This is a genomic window from Amphritea sp. (assembly GCF_016744155.1).
Classification (GTDB): Bacteria; Pseudomonadota; Gammaproteobacteria; order Pseudomonadales; family Balneatricaceae; genus Amphritea.
The window spans coordinates 1-17677 of record NZ_JADGEW010000014.1; the positions used below are offsets into that span (position 1 = coordinate 1).

15 protein-coding genes and 1 pseudogene are annotated in these 17677 nt (G+C 48.2%); 10 read left to right on the forward strand and 6 right to left on the reverse strand.

Features of this window, described 5'->3' with window-relative positions; all coding sequences use genetic code 11:
- The 3 genes and pseudogenes from QZZ54_RS11710 to QZZ54_RS11720 all read left to right on the forward strand — a co-directional run.
- Positions 1-285, forward strand: a pseudogene (locus tag QZZ54_RS11710) (bifunctional (p)ppGpp synthetase/guanosine-3',5'-bis(diphosphate) 3'-pyrophosphohydrolase); the annotation flags it as partial.
- A 110-nt stretch (positions 286-395) separates the two neighbouring features.
- Positions 396-800, forward strand: a complete 405-nt coding sequence (locus tag QZZ54_RS11715; RefSeq protein WP_290702872.1) for a lipocalin-like domain-containing protein — start codon at positions 396-398, stop codon at positions 798-800.
- Between the two features lie 214 nt (positions 801-1014).
- Positions 1015-1515 carry an SCP2 sterol-binding domain-containing protein gene (locus tag QZZ54_RS11720; protein ID WP_290702873.1) on the forward strand — a complete coding sequence of 167 codons (501 nt, stop codon included), beginning with the start codon at positions 1015-1017 and terminating at the stop codon, positions 1513-1515.
- Between the two features lie 155 nt (positions 1516-1670).
- Here QZZ54_RS11720 and QZZ54_RS11725 read toward each other — a convergent pair whose 3' ends face one another.
- The 3 genes from QZZ54_RS11725 to pabB all read right to left on the reverse strand — a co-directional run bounded on the left by QZZ54_RS11725 (position 1671) and on the right by pabB (position 5385).
- Positions 1671-2621, reverse strand: a complete 951-nt coding sequence (locus tag QZZ54_RS11725; protein ID WP_290702874.1) for a U32 family peptidase — start codon at positions 2619-2621, stop codon at positions 1671-1673.
- A gap of 11 nt (positions 2622-2632) precedes the next feature.
- The gene (locus QZZ54_RS11730; RefSeq protein WP_290702875.1) at positions 2633-3628 is read right to left on the reverse strand and encodes a peptidase U32 family protein; all 996 of its coding nucleotides are present in this window, start codon (positions 3626-3628) and stop codon (positions 2633-2635) included.
- 365 nt (positions 3629-3993) lie between these two features.
- Positions 3994-5385, reverse strand: coding sequence for an aminodeoxychorismate synthase component I (gene pabB / locus QZZ54_RS11735; protein ID WP_290702876.1), 1392 nt, complete (start codon positions 5383-5385; stop codon positions 3994-3996).
- A 232-nt stretch (positions 5386-5617) separates the two neighbouring features.
- On the opposite strand from pabB, the gene QZZ54_RS11740 reads away from it, so the two are divergent.
- From QZZ54_RS11740 to QZZ54_RS11770, 7 genes are all read left to right on the forward strand, one after another.
- Entirely contained in the window at positions 5618-6481 is an 864-nt protein-coding gene (locus QZZ54_RS11740; protein WP_290702877.1) for an alpha/beta hydrolase, read from the forward strand.
- A gap of 192 nt (positions 6482-6673) precedes the next feature.
- Complete coding sequence (locus QZZ54_RS11745) at positions 6674-7378, forward strand: GntR family transcriptional regulator (RefSeq protein ID WP_290702878.1); 705 nt, start codon at positions 6674-6676, stop codon at positions 7376-7378.
- Positions 7379-7381: 3 nt separating this feature from the next.
- Entirely contained in the window at positions 7382-8272 is an 891-nt protein-coding gene (gene prpB / locus QZZ54_RS11750; RefSeq protein ID WP_290702879.1) for a methylisocitrate lyase, read from the forward strand.
- Positions 8273-8504: 232 nt separating this feature from the next.
- Positions 8505-9635, forward strand: coding sequence for a 2-methylcitrate synthase (gene prpC / locus QZZ54_RS11755; RefSeq protein WP_290702880.1), 1131 nt, complete (start codon positions 8505-8507; stop codon positions 9633-9635).
- 74 nt (positions 9636-9709) lie between these two features.
- Positions 9710-12319: a Fe/S-dependent 2-methylisocitrate dehydratase AcnD gene (gene acnD / locus QZZ54_RS11760; protein ID WP_290702881.1), complete on the forward strand. Its 2610-nt coding sequence runs from the start codon at positions 9710-9712 to the stop codon at positions 12317-12319.
- A 204-nt stretch (positions 12320-12523) separates the two neighbouring features.
- Entirely contained in the window at positions 12524-13705 is a 1182-nt protein-coding gene (gene prpF, locus QZZ54_RS11765) for a 2-methylaconitate cis-trans isomerase PrpF (RefSeq protein ID WP_290702882.1), read from the forward strand.
- Positions 13706-13926: 221 nt separating this feature from the next.
- Positions 13927-14283: a VOC family protein gene (locus QZZ54_RS11770; RefSeq protein ID WP_290702883.1), complete on the forward strand. Its 357-nt coding sequence runs from the start codon at positions 13927-13929 to the stop codon at positions 14281-14283.
- Positions 14284-14318: 35 nt separating this feature from the next.
- On the opposite strand, the gene QZZ54_RS11775 is transcribed toward QZZ54_RS11770, so the two are convergent.
- The 3 genes from QZZ54_RS11775 to QZZ54_RS11785 form a co-directional block, all read right to left on the reverse strand.
- Positions 14319-15923 carry a cation:proton antiporter family protein gene (locus tag QZZ54_RS11775; RefSeq protein ID WP_290702884.1) on the reverse strand — a complete coding sequence of 535 codons (1605 nt, stop codon included), beginning with the start codon at positions 15921-15923 and terminating at the stop codon, positions 14319-14321.
- Between the two features lie 214 nt (positions 15924-16137).
- Positions 16138-16854 carry a UDP-2,3-diacylglucosamine diphosphatase gene (locus QZZ54_RS11780; protein ID WP_290702885.1) on the reverse strand — a complete coding sequence of 239 codons (717 nt, stop codon included), beginning with the start codon at positions 16852-16854 and terminating at the stop codon, positions 16138-16140.
- Positions 16854-17363: a peptidylprolyl isomerase gene (locus QZZ54_RS11785; protein ID WP_290702886.1), complete on the reverse strand. Its 510-nt coding sequence runs from the start codon at positions 17361-17363 to the stop codon at positions 16854-16856. Before QZZ54_RS11785 ends, QZZ54_RS11780 begins: the two co-directional genes overlap by 1 nt.
- Positions 17364-17677 lie beyond the last annotated feature (314 nt).

The following is a 17677-nucleotide window of genomic DNA, read 5'->3' on the forward strand; positions in this document are numbered from 1 at the left end:
GCGAATGGTGTCCTGGCACTAACAAAAAACAGAGAGCTTTCATCAAAATCAGAGCAGATGAAAGACAGCATTAATCGAATAAAGAATCAGCCTAAGGAAGTGTGGATGGTTAAATTATGTGACCGAATTACCAACCTACAGCCACCACCTAAGCATTGGGATAAAGCAAAAATAGCTAAATATCAAAATGAAGCCCGGTTTATATTGGAGCAACTCGGCGAGTCTAGTCCGTTTCTTGCCGATCGTTTAAATATAAAAATTGCTAATTATGATCAGTATTTATAGAAAACACGTCCTAAAAAATAGATCCAGCAGACGCGATAAAGGCGAACGCTAAGCCAGGCGTTAGCCTTGTCGCTTATCTTTGACCCTACAAGAAATGTTTGAGTAAAGGTATGAATGAAAAAAAATTAGCCGGTGCGTGGTCGCTGTTTTCTTCGGTTCAATCTCGGAACGGTATTTCATCTAAAACATTTGGGGATCCGCCGTCAGGTCAAATTCAGTATACGAATGAGGGCCGTATGTCTGCATTTCTAATGGACCCATGTTGGGAAAAAGTGGGCGTTAATGCATCAAAACAAGCCGACTTGTTCTTTTCGTATGCTGGCCAATGGGAAGTAAAGGGAGATGAAATACATCACTTTGTTGAATTTTGTTCTGCACCGTCAAAGATAGGGACGACTTTTGTTCGGCGTATTCGATTCAACAATGAAGATGAGATTGAGCTTTCTACAACACCTGAAACATCACCATCAGGAAATGTTTATGAAACAAAGCTCATCTGGAAAAAATTCTCATAAGTATTGTCTCGAATTAATGGGGAATCAATGGGGTCAGAATAATTGATTTGGTGATTTGAATTGTTTCTTCGCTTCTGTCTTGTCGGGATTCGTTCCTCATCCCAACCTACGGGGCTCACCTACCCACTGAACCACTGCTCTTAAAAAATTGATAGTCATCAAAGGCTAAATAAAGATTTTCCTCTACTATCAGGCATCGATTAAGGAGTCTCCCATGACCTCGTTCACTCTGCCTGACCTGGCGCCATCTCGGCTGCTAAAATCTCTACCGACACCTAGTTTCTCTAAGTTTATTCAATTTACAGAGCCAAAGCTGCCATTTTCCTTGCGGAAAAAAGTGGCGGAGCAGCTGTTAAATTATCTATTCAAAGAGCAGCTTCAGGATGATGAGTTTTATTTTCTTGAAGGGCAGCAGTTAGGTCTGGAGGTCAGGGATTTAGGTATACAGGTGGCGTTTACCTGCGAGAACGAAAAGCTCGTGGTGCTGCCAGCACAACAACCTGATGCCTGGATTAGAGGTGATTCACCCGACTTCATCAAAATGGCCTCTCAGGACGTTGACCCTGACACTTTGTTCTTTCAACGAAAACTGGTTATCGAAGGTAATACAGAACTCGGTTTAGCTATTAAGAATCTAATGGATAGCGTGGACTGGAGTGAAATGCCGGCGGTGTTCCAGCGTAGTATTCAGTTAGCACAGCGCTCAACGATTTAGTTGGGCTGGGTAACTCGAACAGGAATAAGCTGAAGGCCATACCTCATCTTATTCCTGTGGATTTATTCCTTTAAGCTTATTCCTGTTAAGTCGAATCCCATCACTTAGCCGTAATAGGTCGTAGCTGACAGTCGGTTACGCGTCTTAGACGCGGCCTAATCTATCCACTTCATGCCAGGCTCGCCATACCAATAGCCATTACACTGGGACTCATTCAGCAGCGGGATACTCGTTGATGAAGGCTTATGTAAACGCTTGGCGAAGCGTTGCACCACGTCAGCCATGCCTTCCCGCTGAGGGCTAAGGCGCACCAGATCTACCCCGATCTCACGCATCCGTTGTAACTCGTTTTCGAGGTTGTAGTGCTCTCCCGATAACGTCTGAATGCCATTGATGATGAAAAGATTATCATCTTCCTGAGATTTCATCGGTATGCCATCGGGGTATTCGATACAGCAAAAATTGCAGTTATCTTTGGGTAGGTTCTTAAAGCGTGCGGTAAAGCAGCGGGCAGCGTAAGCCAGGGGTAAACAGCCATAAGCAAACACTTCTGTTTCGAGCTCTGGGAAACCACCATCAGCGGTGGCTTGCTGCAGCAACTCTTCAAGGGTTTGTGCGCCTAACTCTACAGGCATCACCCAGCGTCGCATGCCACTGCTATACAGCTGTTTCAGAACCGGTAAGTTATAAACGTTAATAGAAGGGCCGGTAACGAAGGGGATGCCTTGTTGACTCAGTAACTGCACGGCGGCCATATCATTGGCCTCGACCATCAGCTCGCCATTGCTGCAGATACGCCGCAGCATTTTTAGTTCTGATTCGGCTTCAAGCAAAGACAGGGTGGAGAGCACCACTTTTTTACCGCACTGGGTTAACTCCTGCGCTATCTCTAACCAATCAGACAGTTTTAGTTCACGCCGTTTAGAGCAGACGGTTTCGCCCAGGTAAATTGTATCTAGTGGCAGCTCTGCCATTTCCGCATAGAAATTAAAGACATCTTGTTTTGGCCAAAAATATAACATGGGGCCTAATGACAGCTTCATGGCCTTATCGACGCTTTCATTCGCTTGTTGAGGTGCTTGCTTATTCACAACCTGATTCATCATGCTATCTCCCGTTACTGCCAGCTGCGGTGATAAGCACCGATGGTCGTTGTTGAGCCTTCAGAGAGTTCCAACAGGCCGTTATTCCACTCAGGGTTTATGTCAAAGTGATCAGGGTTACGCGCCGCCGTATCCAGGGCTTCTCGCCATATACGCACAACCTTAGCGACATAGGCTGGGCTTCTCTGGCGTCCCTCAATTTTTAACGCCTTAATGCCCATTCGTTTTAACTCAGGAATCAAATTCAACGTATTTAAGCTAGTCGGTTCTTCCATGGCGTGATAAACCGAGCCTTCCACATCAAAGCGACCTTTACACAGGGTGGGATAGCCTGCTTTTTCATCTGTTTTGTAGCGGTCAATCAGCACATCATTTAAACGCGACTCAAGGCCTGATGCGGTCTCTTGCCAGCGCACCGCTTTTGCCGGAGAGCAGGCACCACAGGTATTAGGCGATTCATCAGTAATATACGAAGAAAGATAGCAGCGGCCCTCTACCATGATGCAAAGGCTACCAAAGGCAAATACTTCCAGTTCAATCGGGCTATGCTGGGCTAAGTGCTCGACTTGCGCGAGTGACAATACACGAGGTAGTACCGCGCGCTTAATACCGAACTGTTGGTGATAATAAGCGAGGGCTTCATAGTTGGTCGCTGAGCCTTGAACAGAAAGGTGTAGGTTAAGCGCTGAATGGGTATCCGATGCGTAGCCTAACACCCCCATATCTGCCGCTATTAAGGCATCAACCCCCATATCAGCGGCCAGATCAACCGCGCCTTGCCAGGCTTTCCACCCGGAAGGCTGCGGATAGGTATTCACAGCACAGAGCACTTTAACGCCATGCTTACGGGCATAATCTATACCTTTCTCAGCCTTGCGTCGGTCAAAATTAAGGCCTGCAAAATGGCGAGCATTGGTCGCATCTTTAAAACCAAAGTAAACAGCACTAGCACCGTTATCAACGGCTGCTTTTAAGGCAGGATAACTTCCGGCAGGACAAATCAACTCCACGATCGCATCTCCAACATGTTTCAGAGACGCTAGCCTAACAACGCCAACGAGAGATGTATTTGATAGCCATCAAGCAAAAAATCAGATGAAGTGGTGCACCAGCGGTTTTGTAAAATTAGCCTTTTTTGGTACGCCGAAAATATAGGGGGAAATTGATGTGTTTGATAGTTTGAGGGGCTAGTGATGGTTTTAACATTAAGGGTTAGAAGAGCAATGACGGCTGTTGGGGCTATTGTTGGGATTCGTACCTCATCCCAACCTACGGAGTAATGCTTTTTCTAGCAAGCGACGCAGTCGCGTCGAGCAACGAGCGAGCGCGAAGCGCGTTCTAGCCACTTTCTTTTTAAGGCGGTCTAGCCACTGCTCTAATCGCTCTTCATCGTCTTTTCGAGCCCATGAAGCAGGTTGTTAACCTTGTTATAGGTTTCCTGATATTCGGCCGAGGTAATTGAATCTGCGACGATACCACCGCCAGCCCAGCAATGGATCTTGTCGTTCTGGCAGATCAGTGTACGGATGGTGATGCTGGTATCTAGCTTGCCTGAAAAACTCAGGTAGCCGATTGAACCGCAATAAATAGAGCGGCGATGGGGTTCCAGTTCTTCAATGATTTCCATCGCACGGATCTTAGGTGCGCCGGTGATAGAGCCACCGGGGAAACTATGCTCCAACAGGCTCAGAGGGTTCTGATCACTGGAAAGCTTACCGGTAATGGTGCTCACCAGATGATGAACATTGGCGTACGATTCAACGGCGAATAGCTTAGGCACTCTGACGCTGCCGTACTCGCAGGCTTTGCTCACATCGTTACGCATCAGATCGACGATCATCAGATTCTCTGAGCGATCTTTTTCGCTGTCATGCAGTGCAAGTTTTAGCTGCGCATCTTCTGCCGGATTAGCACCCCGAGGCAGGGTGCCTTTAATCGGCTTGGTGGTCACCCGTCCTTTGTTCACTTCCAGAAACTGTTCCGGTGAGTGCGACAAAATTGCACCTAACTCGGTTTCTATAAAAGCGGAATAGGGGGTCGGTGCATGTTCGCGCAATTGTTTATAGGCGCTCCAGGGGTCTCCCTGACAGTCTGCGGTAAAGCGTTGTGAAAAGTTAACCTGGTAGCAATCGCCACCCTGAATATAGTCACTGATACGACTGAGCGAGTGGTGGTACTCCGATTCAGTCATATTGCTTTGGAATTTAGTTTTTAGCGTGAAATTGCCATTCTCTTTAACCGGAGGCGCTTGCATCAACTGCAGATAGTGCTGTGCTTCAGCTTCATCAACCAGGGGAGAAGTGACCAGTACCGTTGTTTGTCGTAGGTGATCGACTACCACTGCCCAGCTGTAGATGCCCACCTGCATATCAGGAAGGTCGATATCCTTGGCGGTTTGTTCAGGCAGTGTTTCAAGGCAACGGCCCAGATCGTAAGCGAAGTAGCCTAACAGCCCACCGCAAAACGGCAGCGCTTTAATCTTCGGTTGTTGGGGAGGCGGGCACTGCTGCTGATACTGCTCAAACACCGTTTGCAGGTGACTGAAAGGATTGCCGCTTAAACTCTCATTACGGGAGCTGCTGGTAACCTGTGTGACTGTGTCACTGTAGCTGAGCTTGACGACTGGATTTGCTGCGATGATATCGTAACGACCATAGCGCCCAGCGGGTTTGCCGCTGTCGAGATATACCGGGGCAGAAAAGTGCCGGATACGTTCGAAATAGAGAGTGCTGTTTGCCAGATATAGGAGTGGGAAAAGTCTATACACCCGGTAACCCTTAATGCTTGCCTTTATTAACGAATAAAGGCCGTTATAGATTGCTCGCCACGCTGATCTTAATAGCGGAATATCAGCTTGGCGGAAAAATCGATTGTAGCTAGCCAATAGACTTAAAGCGAGGTTGATCTCTGTTATTTCGCTCTTTCTCCGCTAGAGAGGGGAATTATCTTGTTCAACAGGATAATATCCACGTTTTAAATAGTAACCAGAACCATTCGTAATGATGAAACATCCTTATAAGATTACTCAGCATCAGCTTAATCTATCTGACCAGCAGGTTAGTTATCAGTTATATAAGAAAGCTGGTGAGGGGGCGCCTCGTCGACTGGTGATGTTGCATGGCGCGGGCGTGGCCGGAGAATATACCTGGTCTGCGATAGCGATGATGTTAACCCAGTGGGATGAAATTCTGATTCCCGATCAACGTGGTACCGGTAATACCCGCTATCCCGATGGTAAAGAGTATTCGTTTACGGTGAATGAACTGGTTAATGATATCAGTGCACTGGTGGACCATCTTGGCTGGTGGCAGTTTGATCTGGCAGGTTACTCCATGGGCGGAATGGTCTCGCTGCTTTATAAACAGCGCTATCATGATCGGGTCAAAAAGCAGTATCTATTGGAAGCGGCGGTACTTGATCGCCCCAGTTGGGAATCGACTGTGAATTTGCGTCATCAGTTTAGTACTGCCGCGGAGCAACTTAAAGGTAATCAGGCAGAAACGGGAATCAAAGGTTTTCTCGATACTATTTCGCCAAACCGAAAAGTCGCTCCTCAGGCCGAGTTGTTGACAATCCAGCGACTTGCCGAGCGGCCCTTAGGTTTTGCAAACGCGCTTAATTGCGTCACTGATGCTATTAACAGCATCGATAGGGAAGCATTGGTGGCTGCTCAGGGTGATGTCAGCAGTTTTATTGGCGGGCATAGTGTTGACCTGATGCATCAGTATCAGCGAGACCTTGCAGAACGGCTGCCTAACTGGCATTACTTCCTGGTGGCTGGCACGGATCACTCACTCCCATTTCAAAAACCGCGTCAGATCTCCCGTATTATGGACCAGGAACTGATACGTTTCCTCGCTTGAACCGTCTTAAACGACTAGACTTAAAGCCCCGGTAACGGGGCTTTTTTGTATTCACAATGCCAATAAGGGCATACCCCTATACTTTTGTAGTATGTTGACAACTTTTGTCTTTAGTCGTGTTGACGATACGCTTATTGGGCTGTATTGTTACTCTAAGATTCAGATTGTCGACAATCCAGAGAGAAGGTTGTAATGACACAGATCATAGAAACAGCAGATAGTCCGAGTGAGTTACGCACCCTTGCAGATAAAGTCTGTGAGCAGCTGGTAACAGCGATTGTTCGGGGTGATATCCCGCCGGGTCAGAAGATTAGTGAGCCAGAACTTGCGCGTACTTACGGTATTAGCCGAGGGCCTCTTCGCGAAGCTATTCGTCACCTTGAAGGTTTGCGTCTGGTTGTACGCATTCCTCATGTCGGTGCCCGGGTTGTATCGCTGACGCCAGAAGAGCTGGTTGAGATCTATCGTATTCGTGAAGCGCTTGAAGGCATGGCTTGTCGCCTGGCGGCTGAGAATATGTCGACAGCTGAGATACAAGGCTTACGTGAGCTGCTGTATCAACACGAAAAAAATATTGAAGAAATAGATGGTCGTGCCTACTTTCAGAAAGAGGGCGATCTGGATTTTCACTACCGAATTGTTCAATCCAGCAAGAACATCAAATTGTTTGAACTGCTGGGTGGCGAACTTTATCACTTGGTACGTATGTACCGATATCAATTTAGCGTTGCCAAATCACGTCCGCAGCACGCCTTGAAGGAACATCATCGTATTCTTGATGCGATAGAAGAAAGGGATGGCGAGCTGGCGGAAATGTTGATGCGTCGCCATATAGGCAGGGCGCGTCGAAATATTGAAGAACGTCTTAATCCAAAGAACAAAGAAGAGAGGGAGTAATCCATGAGCAAATTAACCGCAGGCGGCCGTTTCCGCAAAGCGCTTGAAGAATCAAATCCACTACAGATCGTTGGTACTGTGAATGCCTACCACGCGATGATGGCTGAGCGTGTTGGCCATCGTGCGGTTTACCTGTCCGGTGGTGGTATTGCCAATGCTTCCTATGGTTTGCCTGATCTGGGTATGACCTCTATGAACGATGTTCTGGAAGATGTTCGCCGTGTATCCAGTGCTGTTGAAACGCCTCTGATCGTCGATATCGATACAGGTTGGGGTGGCGCATTCAATATTAGCCGTACTGTTAAAGAAACGATTAAGGCCGGTGCAGCAGGTTGTCACATCGAAGACCAGGTTGCTCAGAAGCGCTGTGGTCACCGTCCTAATAAAGAGATCGTCTCTGTTAACGAGATGGTTGACCGTGTTAAGGCAGCAGTAGACGCCAAGACCGATGATGACTTCTTCCTTATTGCCCGTACTGATGCGTTCCAGATGGATGGACTGAATGCTGCGGTTGACCGTGCTCAGGCATGTCTTGAAGCCGGTGCTGACGGTATCTTCGCAGAAGCTGTTCATACGCTGGATGACTATCAAGCCTTTGCTGATGGCATCAACGGTGCACAACTGCTGGCTAACATCACTGAGTTTGGTGCGACTCCGCTGTTCAATACTTCAGAACTGGCAGATAACGGCGTAACCATGGTGCTGTACCCATTGTCAGCATTCCGCGCAGCTAACCTTGCTGCCCTGAACGTATTCGAAGCAATTCTGCGTGACGGTGACCAGAAGGCAGTCGTTGATACCATGCAGACGCGTATGGATCTGTACGACTTCCTGAACTACCACGATTTTGAGCAAAAGCTAGATGCACTGTTCAAAGAAGGTAAAAATAAGTAATTAAAGCTATTGCGCTGGGAAAGAGGTCGTTAAAAATTTGATCGGCATACGCGCTTACTAAAGTAAGTGCCGCGGTCTCAGATGTTTTGTCGACACTTTCCTGCGCTCATAACGCTTTAAATCTATCGATAGCTGTATTGAATCAGCCGATAGGTTTTAAAAAAGATAGATCAAAAAATACTGTAACGGGTAAACACACTAATCAGGCCCGAAAGCAGAGAGGAGAGATAGGATGGCTGAAGCTAAGAAATTAAGCGGTGCTGGTCTGCGTGGACAGTCCGCAGGTGAAACAGCACTTTGTACCGTAGGTCAGACCGGTGCAGGTCTTACTTACCGTGGCTACGATATTAAAGAACTGGCTGATAAAGCGCAGTTTGAAGAAGTAGCTTATCTTTTGTTGTACGGGAAGTTGCCAAATCAGGGCGAACTTACTGCCTACAAAGCTCGTCTTAAAGGCATGCGTGCTTTGCCAGAAGCACTGAAAACCGTGCTTGAGCAGATTCCTGCAGACGCTCATCCGATGGATGTTATGCGTACCGGTTGTTCTATGCTGGGTAACCTCGAAACTGAGATGGCATTTACCGAGCAGCACGATCATATCGATCGTATGCTGGCGGTGTTCCCAGGCATGATCAACTACTGGTACAACTTCAGCCATAACGGCAAGCGTATCAATGTTGAAACTGATGCTGATTCTATCGGCGAACAGTTCCTCTGGACTCTGCATGATAAGAAGCCAGAACCCCTTCATGTTGACGTAATGCATGCATCGCTGATTTTGTATGCTGAGCATGAGTTTAACGCTTCAACCTTCACTGCACGTGTGTGTGCTTCGACTTTGTCTGATATCCATAGCTGCGTAACTGCTGCTATCGGTTCTCTGCGTGGGCCACTGCATGGTGGTGCTAACGAAGCGGCTATGGCGATGATTGAAAACTGGCGCTCACCTGAAGAAGCGGAAGCTGAAATCATGGGTATGCTGGAACGCAAAGATAAGATCATGGGCTTCGGTCATGCGATCTATCGTGACTCTGATCCACGTAATGCGATCATCAAAGAGTGGTCTGAAAAGCTTTCAGCTCAAGCCGGTGATGAGTACCTATACGCCGTTTCTGAGCGTGTAGAAGCGGTTATGTGGCGTGAGAAGAAATTGTTCTGTAACGCGGACTTCTTCCATGCGTCGGCATACAACTTCATGGGTATTCCTACCGCACTCTTTACGCCGATCTTTGTATGTTCACGTGCCGCAGGCTGGACAGCGCATGTGATGGAACAGCGTGCTAATAACCGCATTATCCGCCCATCGGCTGATTATTCCGGCCCGGAAAGTGCTGAGTGGATCGATATTGCTGAGCGCCCTTAATCGCGCATAGCAAAAGCAGGGAAGGGGTTATGCCCCTTCGCTCTGATGAAAATAACGACTAATACAGGTGTTATATGAACACTGAATACCGCAAATCCTTAGCAGGTACCGGCCTGGATTACTTCGACACCCGTGCGGCTGTCGATGCGATCAAGCCAGGTGCTTATGCGACTCTGCCTTATACCTCCCGTGTACTGGCTGAGCAGCTTGTGCGTCGCTGTGAGCCTACTGCGCTGACCGATTCATTGAAGCAGCTTATTGAACGTAAGCAAGATCTAGACTTTCCATGGTATCCGGCACGTGTTGTGTGCCACGACATCCTTGGTCAGACGGCATTAGTAGACCTGGCGGGTCTGCGTGATGCGATTGCTGATCAGGGCGGTGATCCGGCTAAAGTTAATCCGGTTGTACCTACCCAGTTGATTGTTGACCACTCGCTGGCTGTTGAAGCCGCTGGTTTCGATCCGGATGCATTCCAGAAGAACCGTGATATTGAAGATCGTCGTAACGATGACCGATTCCACTTTATTGAATGGTGTAAGACAGCATTTGATAACGTTGACGTGATTCCTGCCGGTAACGGCATCATGCACCAGATTAACCTGGAGAAGATGTCTCCGGTGATTCAGGCGCGTGATGGTGTTGCTTATCCTGATACCTGTGTTGGTACTGACAGCCATACGCCACACGTTGATGCACTGGGTGTTATCGCGATTGGTGTCGGTGGTCTGGAAGCTGAAACCGTTATGCTGGGTCGCCCTTCAATGATGCGCCTACCGGACATCATCGGCGTTAAGCTGGTTGGCAAGCGTCAGCCGGGTATCACCGCCACCGATATGGTGCTGGCGATTACTGAATTCCTGCGTAATCAGAAAGTGGTTTCATCCTATCTTGAGTTCTTCGGTGAAGGTGCTAAAGCGCTGACCATCGGTGACCGTGCCACTATCTCTAACATGACACCTGAGTTCGGTGCTTCTGCCGGTATGTTTTATATCGATGAGCAGACTATCGATTACTTGAAGCTGACCGGTCGTGAACCTGAACAGGTTGCACTGGTTGAGCAATACGCTAAAGAAACCGGCCTTTGGGCTGATGATCTGGTTGAAGCTGAGTATGGTCGAGTGCTGGAATTCGATCTGTCGACTGTTGTCCGCAACATGGCTGGCCCATCTAATCCGCACCGTCGTTTACCAACCTCAGCGTTGAATGAGCGTGGCATTGCGAGTGATGAAATGCTGGCCGCCGCTAAGGTAGAAGAGGCTGATGGCCTGATGCCTGATGGCGCCGTGATTATCGCAGCTATTACCAGTTGTACTAATACATCTAACCCGCGCAACGTTGTTGCCGCTGGCCTGGTTGCCAAGAAAGCTAACGAGCTGGGACTGGTACGTAAGCCTTGGGTTAAGACCTCCTTTGCACCGGGCTCCAAGGTTGCCAAGTTGTATCTTGAAGAAGCGAACCTGTTGTCAGAGATGGAACAGCTGGGCTTCGGTATCGTTGGTTATGCCTGTACTACCTGTAACGGTATGAGTGGCGCGCTGGATCCTAAGATTCAGCAGGAGATCATCGACCGTGACCTTTATTCGACTGCAGTATTGTCGGGTAACCGTAACTTTGATGGACGTATTCATCCGCATGCTAAGCAAGCGTTCCTGGCATCACCACCTCTGGTTGTGGCCTATGCGATTGCCGGTACTATGCGTTTTGATATCGAAAAAGATGTTCTGGGTACTGATAAAAACGGTAATGCGGTAACTCTGAAAGATATCTGGCCTAGTGATGAAGAGATCGATTCGATCGTTGCCAAGGCGGTTAAGCCTGAGCAGTTCAAGCAGGTTTATATTCCGATGTTTGACCTGGGCGATGTAGCTAAATCAATAAGCCCACTGTACGACTGGCGTCCTGAGACGACTTACATTCGTCGTCCGCCTTATTGGGAAGGTGCACTGGCAGGGGAGCGTACCATGAAGGGTATGGTGCCTCTGGCGGTTCTGGGTGACAACATCACCACTGACCACCTGTCGCCTTCAAATGCGATTCAGGCGTCTAGTGCGGCCGGTGAATACTGCGCCAAGATGGGCTTGCCGGAAGAGGACTTCAACTCTTACGCAACACACCGGGGTGACCACCTAACAGCTCAGCGAGCGACTTTTGCTAACCCTAAACTGCTTAACGAGATGTGTCGTGATGGCAGCGGTGAAGTGAAGCAGGGTTCTCTGGCGCGTATTGAGCCTGAAGGCCAGGAAAGCCGTATGTGGGAAGCGATTGAGACCTACATGGAGCGTAAGCAACCGTTGATTATCATTGCCGGTGCGGATTATGGTCAGGGTTCTTCCCGTGACTGGGCTGCTAAAGGCGTACGTCTTGCGGGTGTTGAAACGATTGTTGCTGAAGGCTTCGAGCGTATTCACCGTACCAACCTGGTAGGCATGGGCGTGTTGCCACTGGAGTTTAAAGCCGGTGATAACCGCAATACCTATGGTATCGACGGAACTGAAACCTACGATGTGACTGGCGATATCAGCCCGCGTAGTGATCTGACGGTTGTGATGACTCGCCGTAATGGTGAGGTTGTTGAGATCCCAGTGACCTGTCGTCTGGATACTGCTGAAGAGGTTCATGTGTACGGCGCCGGTGGTGTACTGCAGCGCTTTGCTCAGGACTTCCTGGAAGCTAACGCATAATAGATTTCCGGTGTATGCCGTCGGAAGTCCTTAGTGCCAGCCTGTAGGCTGGCACTAAGAGCGGGGGTGTACATCGGAACCTTTTACCGTTAAAGATAATTAATGAGAACTCTTAATACATTCATCTAGTCAGATGATTTTATTAAGGTTTTTCTGAACCAAAAGAGTGGCCGGTAGCTACTCAGAGATACAGGATTAAATATTATGGCTTTTGTACCTCAGATTAAAATTCCCGCGACCTACATGCGTGGCGGTACCAGTAAGGGTGTATTTTTCCGTCGTCAGGATTTTCCTGAAGCTGCGCAGCAGCCGGGTGAAGCGCGCGATAAAATTCTGATGCGGGTGATCGGTAGTCCTGATCCATACGGTCAGCAGATCGATGGTATGGGTGGCGCGACTTCGAGTACCAGCAAGACAGTCACTCTGGACAAGAGTGAACAGCCTGATCACGATGTTGATTACTTGTTTGGTCAGGTAGCGATCGACAAGGCGTTTGTCGACTGGTCTGGCAACTGCGGTAACCTGACAGGTGCTGTGGGTGCATTTGCGATCACCAATGGCCTGGTAGATCCTGAGCGCATTCCTGAAAATGGTATCTGCATCGTTCGTATCTGGCAGAAGAATATTAAGAAAACCATTATCGCCCATGTCCCGATTACTAACGGTGAAGTTCAGGAAACCGGTGATTTTGAGTTGGATGGTGTTACGTTCCCAGCGGCTGAAGTCGTCATTGAGTTTATGGATCCGGCTGATGGTGAAGGTTCGATGTACCCGACCGGAAATCTGGTCGATGATCTTGAGGTTCCGGGAGTAGGTACCTTCAAGGCAACAATGATCAATGCGGGTATCCCAACCATCTTCCTTAATGCTGCAGATATCGGTTATACCGGTACTGAGCTGCAAAAAGATATTAACTCTGATGCTGCTGCTCTGGAACGTTTTGAGACTATCCGTGCCTATGGCGCAGTAAAGATGGGCCTTATCAGTGATATTTCAGAGGCTGTTGCCCGTCAGCATACCCCTAAGGTCGCTTTTGTTACGCCAGCGACCTCTTATGTCGCTTCAAGTGGCAAGCAGATCAACGAATCTGATATCGATCTGTGTGTGCGCGCTCTGTCCATGGGCAAGCTGCATCACGCCATGATGGGTACTGCTTCGGTCGCGATTGCAACCGCAGCTGCAACATCTGGCACCTTGGTCAATCTTGCCGCCGGTGGTGGTGACCGAGATTCAGTAACCTTCGGTCATCCTTCAGGCACCCTGAAAGTAGGTGCTGCAGCAGAGCAAAAAGCCAATGGTGACTGGACAGCGACTAAAGCCGTTATGAGCCGTAGTGCCCGTGTCCTGATGGAAGGCTTTGTTCGCATTCCAGGGGATACTTTTTAATCGAATTGTTTGTGTGAGAATTTGTTCCTGAGTGTTTCAGGATACTACCGATGTCGAAGTGGCAGTCAGGCGTTCAGACCTCCCTATCAAGGGCTGTGCGTTTCACTTCACACCTTAGGCCCCATATGAAAGTATGGGGCCTTTTTTTATCTTAAATTAGCACCGATAATGTAAGGGTTCTGGGAGCGTGCATCTCAGTTAAAAGAACAAGGAGGTATCCCATGGATAAGCAGCATGAAAAGCTGAATTATGTAGAGTTTGGTTCAGTCAGTCTGGAAGGGTCTAAGTCTTTTTTTACATCGGTATTTGATTGGCGCTTTACCGATTACGGCCCTGAGTACAGCGCCTTTAATCAGCAGGGGTTGGAAGGTGGTTTCTTTGCTTCAGACCGAGTGGCGAGTCAGGGAATGGGTAGTGCACTGCTGGTGTTCTACAGCAATGACCTTGAATCAACACTGGCAAAAGTTGAAAGTAATGGCGGTGAGATCTGCAAAGGGGTATTTGATTTTCCCGGTGGCAGACGATTCCACTTCAAAGAGCCCGGCGGTAATGAGTTTGCTGTGTGGTCAGATACATAAGTGATCCGATCAATAAGCCGTCTGGCAGTATTAGGTTATTTCGATTTGTTGTGGCCTGATACTTCGGACGGATAATGTTGTGCTATCAACTGTAAGCTGTCTTCGGCAAAGCCGGTACCGGCTTCTTTATAGAAGTTAAATACCTTATGGATGCCTGTATCCAGCAGTTTTTTCCGGTCATCTTCGTAGCGAGCAATAGCTGCGATACGGCCTTCGTAGCCTGCATTAATCAATTGCAGAGTGATATTCCGGCTGTCCTGAATTGAGGGGAGGGCCAACATTATCAGTTTGATTTCAGAGGTGTCGAAACTTTCCCAGAAATCGGCATCTTCTCCATCACCAAAACAGATGTTCATGCCTTTTTTCTGTAGATCAGAGGCGCGAAAGCGGTCGGAATCCAACCCCGCAACGCGATAGTCCAGCATGTTTTGCAGAGCCTTATAGGCACCCTTACCAACCCGGCCCATACCTATTACCAGTACTTCTGCATCCGGTAGTTGCTGAACCATGTCGGTTTGAAGACGATCGCTGCTCTCATAGCGTTTGAGCCGTTTTTTGTGCAGCATATAGAAGCGATGGGCAGCCGGGTACAAAACGCTGGTTAGAATAAATGAGAGCGATACTGCTAACGCGAGAATCACCAGCCATTCGCGGCTGAGCCAGCCGGAATCGACACTCAGGGCAGCAACAATGAGCCCAAACTCACTGAAATTGCTCAGAGCAAGTGATGCAAGGTAGGCGGTGCGGCTGCGCAGTTTAAGGCGGGTAAACAGCGCGAAAAACAAAACGAATTTAATACCGATCAGCAATGTGATCAGACTAGCGGTTGCTAACATTGACCAGGTAGGTAGTGCGGTAAAGCCGATCGACAAGAAAAAGCCGATAAGGAACAGGTCTTTAAAGCTGAGTAGAGACTTGGTTAGCTCTGTGGCTTTAGCATGCTGGCTAAGCAGGATGCCAAATACTAATGCCCCCAGGTCTCCTTTCACGCCGACCAGCTGAAAAAGCTCATAGCCGCCTAAGGCAAAGAAAAAGCCAGTCAGCGGCAGCATCTCACCGTGGCCGGCTTTATCCAACAGTTTGTATAGAACAGGGCGGGCAAAGATAAGGCCGAATAACAGTAGGGCCCACAGCGAGGGCAGTTTTCCGGTAGCCACCACCAGGAAAAGCACCGCGACGATATCCTGCATAACCAGAACACCGATGGCCACCTGGCCATGCCGGGTTTGCATCTCTCCATTTTCTTCCAGGAGTTTTACAATACATACGGTGCTGCTGAAGCTCAGCGCAAAGCCAATTAAGGCAGCGGTCGTCAGATCGATATCTGTGTAATAGGGAACTGCCACAGCGGCCATGAGTAATGTGAAAGAGCCGAACAGTACGATCCACACTGCCATGTGGCTCAGCGTACTGGCCCATACCTCGCGTCGAAGCAGGTCGTCGATATGCAGTTTGAGGCCGATGGTGAACAGCATCAGGGTGATGCCAAGATCGGCCAGGGTATCCAGGCTGGCACTGGGTTCAACGCCTAGGAAATGGAGCAGAAAGCCGGCTAATAAAAAACCGATAAGCGGTGGCATTCCTATCATTTTTACAGACAGGCCGCACAGATAGGCAAACAGGATCCAGATAAAGTCCATAATAAATAAGTGGCTGTTATTTCTAAGGTTTATTTGAAAATAATAAGGCTATGCTAACACTTATAAGATTTGAAACACTATATGTGGTTTTCTTTATTCGCTAATTAAAGATCTATCAGGGTTGCGCGTTATTGATACAACTGCCTTAAGGCTAAGGCGGGGGCGTGAATGATATATCAATACTGATTTTTGAATGTCTTATTGCGAGTGGTGATTAGTTGAGATCAAACTCTACTAGCTTTTCACCCTGTTCTGATGCTTCCAGATACCATCCGGTCTTATCCCAATCACCCAGCACTATACGACGTTTATTAGTGTCTAGTTGATGAACAGCGGGGCGGTGGGTATGGCCGTGAATTAACAGATTGGTTGATGCGGCAGACATAGCCTCGTGAACGGCTTGTGGATTTACATCCATTATCGCCATCTCTTTGCCCGCAGTGTGGGTTTCACTAGCCATTCTCAGTTGTTTAGCCATCTCCAGGCGTTCAGGGACCGATTTAGCCAGTACAGCTGCTTGCCACTGAGGGTTTCTAAGTTGCTGTCGCAGGGCCTGGTATTCCAAATCGTCGGTACAAAGTTGATCACCATGCATCAACAACGCAGGGCCAGAAGCTAGATTGATGATCTTGCTATCGCCCAGCAGCTTAGCGCCGGTGAGTTCTGCGAATTGATTGCCGATCAGAAAATCCCGATTGCCATGCTGAAAAAAGATTTCGCAGCCGGAATGAGACAGGCTGTTTAAGGCATCAATAACCGGTTTTAGATCGTCGGGAATAAAATCATCGCCAATCCAGGCTTCAAACAGATCGCCCAGTATATAGAGCTGGTCGCAGTCTTGAGCCGTTGTAGAGAGGAAATGAAGCAACGCCCGGGTAAGATCCGGGCGTCCGCTATAGAGGTGAAGATCTGAAATAAACAGTATGCGCATTATTCAGCAGTATCTGCTTCCACAACCTCTGCAGAGGTGATGATTACATCTTCAGCCGGTACGTCCTGATGTCCGCCACGGAAGGTGGTTGATACCGCTTTGATCTGGTCGACTATATCCATGCCATTGGTCACAGCTGCAAATACTGCGTAGCCCCAGCCTTCAGTGGTTTTGGCTGTATGGTCAAGAAAAGTGTTATCACTTAGATTGATAAAGAACTGGGCTGAAGCGCTATGTGGATCCATAGTGCGTGCCATTGCCAGGGTGCCGCGCTTGTTACTCAGGCCGTTATCAGCTTCGTTTTCAATGTTGCCGCCGGTTTTTTTACTAACCATGCCAGGCTCAAAACCGCCACCCTGAATCATAAAGCCGTCGATTACACGGTGAAAGATAACGCCGTCGTAGAAGCCGTCTTTAACGTAATTTTCGAAATTAGCTGCGCTCCCCGGTGCTTTTTCAAAATCCAGTTCGATTGTGATATCGCCGAAGTTAGTGTGCAGTACGATCATACTTACGGTTCCTCTGTTTCGGGAAGGTACGAATAAGTCCAATGTATTGGTGTCAAGTCTATCTGAAGGCCAATAACCAGAGGACATGTTAAAGCTCAAGGGAGTTGTTAGACGTTCTCTTGGCTTTTTATTAGCTGGCGGCGATTATACTAAAGAATCAGTGAAGGTGTAACAAGTCTAAGTGCTTCAGTGCCAATTCTTTAGTTTCTGAATGATTAGATATCAATCTGGTTAAATTCTTGTCTCTCGTAATTTATTGCAGAAGCGGGATTTATCCAGTCTTCCCTAATTTCAATAACTAAAGCATTAATTTC

Excerpts from the sequence above, each read along its gene's own strand:
- QZZ54_RS11715 (WP_290702872.1), top strand. The coding sequence starts at position 396 with ATGAATGAAAAAAAATTAGCCGGTGCGTGGTCGCTGTTTTCTTCGGTT.
- QZZ54_RS11720 (WP_290702873.1), top strand. The coding sequence starts at position 1,015 with ATGACCTCGTTCACTCTGCCTGACCTGGCGCCATCTCGGCTGCTAAAA.
- QZZ54_RS11725 (WP_290702874.1), bottom strand. The coding sequence starts at position 2,621 with ATGATGAATCAGGTTGTGAATAAGCAAGCACCTCAACAAGCGAATGAA.
- QZZ54_RS11740 (WP_290702877.1), top strand. The coding sequence starts at position 5,618 with ATGATGAAACATCCTTATAAGATTACTCAGCATCAGCTTAATCTATCT.
- QZZ54_RS11745 (WP_290702878.1), top strand. The coding sequence starts at position 6,674 with ATGACACAGATCATAGAAACAGCAGATAGTCCGAGTGAGTTACGCACC.
- prpB (WP_290702879.1), top strand. The coding sequence starts at position 7,382 with ATGAGCAAATTAACCGCAGGCGGCCGTTTCCGCAAAGCGCTTGAAGAA.
- prpC (WP_290702880.1), top strand. The coding sequence starts at position 8,505 with ATGGCTGAAGCTAAGAAATTAAGCGGTGCTGGTCTGCGTGGACAGTCC.
- acnD (WP_290702881.1), top strand. The coding sequence starts at position 9,710 with ATGAACACTGAATACCGCAAATCCTTAGCAGGTACCGGCCTGGATTAC.
- prpF (WP_290702882.1), top strand. The coding sequence starts at position 12,524 with ATGGCTTTTGTACCTCAGATTAAAATTCCCGCGACCTACATGCGTGGC.
- QZZ54_RS11770 (WP_290702883.1), top strand. The coding sequence starts at position 13,927 with ATGGATAAGCAGCATGAAAAGCTGAATTATGTAGAGTTTGGTTCAGTC.
- QZZ54_RS11775 (WP_290702884.1), bottom strand. The coding sequence starts at position 15,923 with ATGGACTTTATCTGGATCCTGTTTGCCTATCTGTGCGGCCTGTCTGTA.
- QZZ54_RS11780 (WP_290702885.1), bottom strand. The coding sequence starts at position 16,854 with ATGCGCATACTGTTTATTTCAGATCTTCACCTCTATAGCGGACGCCCG.
- QZZ54_RS11785 (WP_290702886.1), bottom strand. The coding sequence starts at position 17,363 with ATGATCGTACTGCACACTAACTTCGGCGATATCACAATCGAACTGGAT.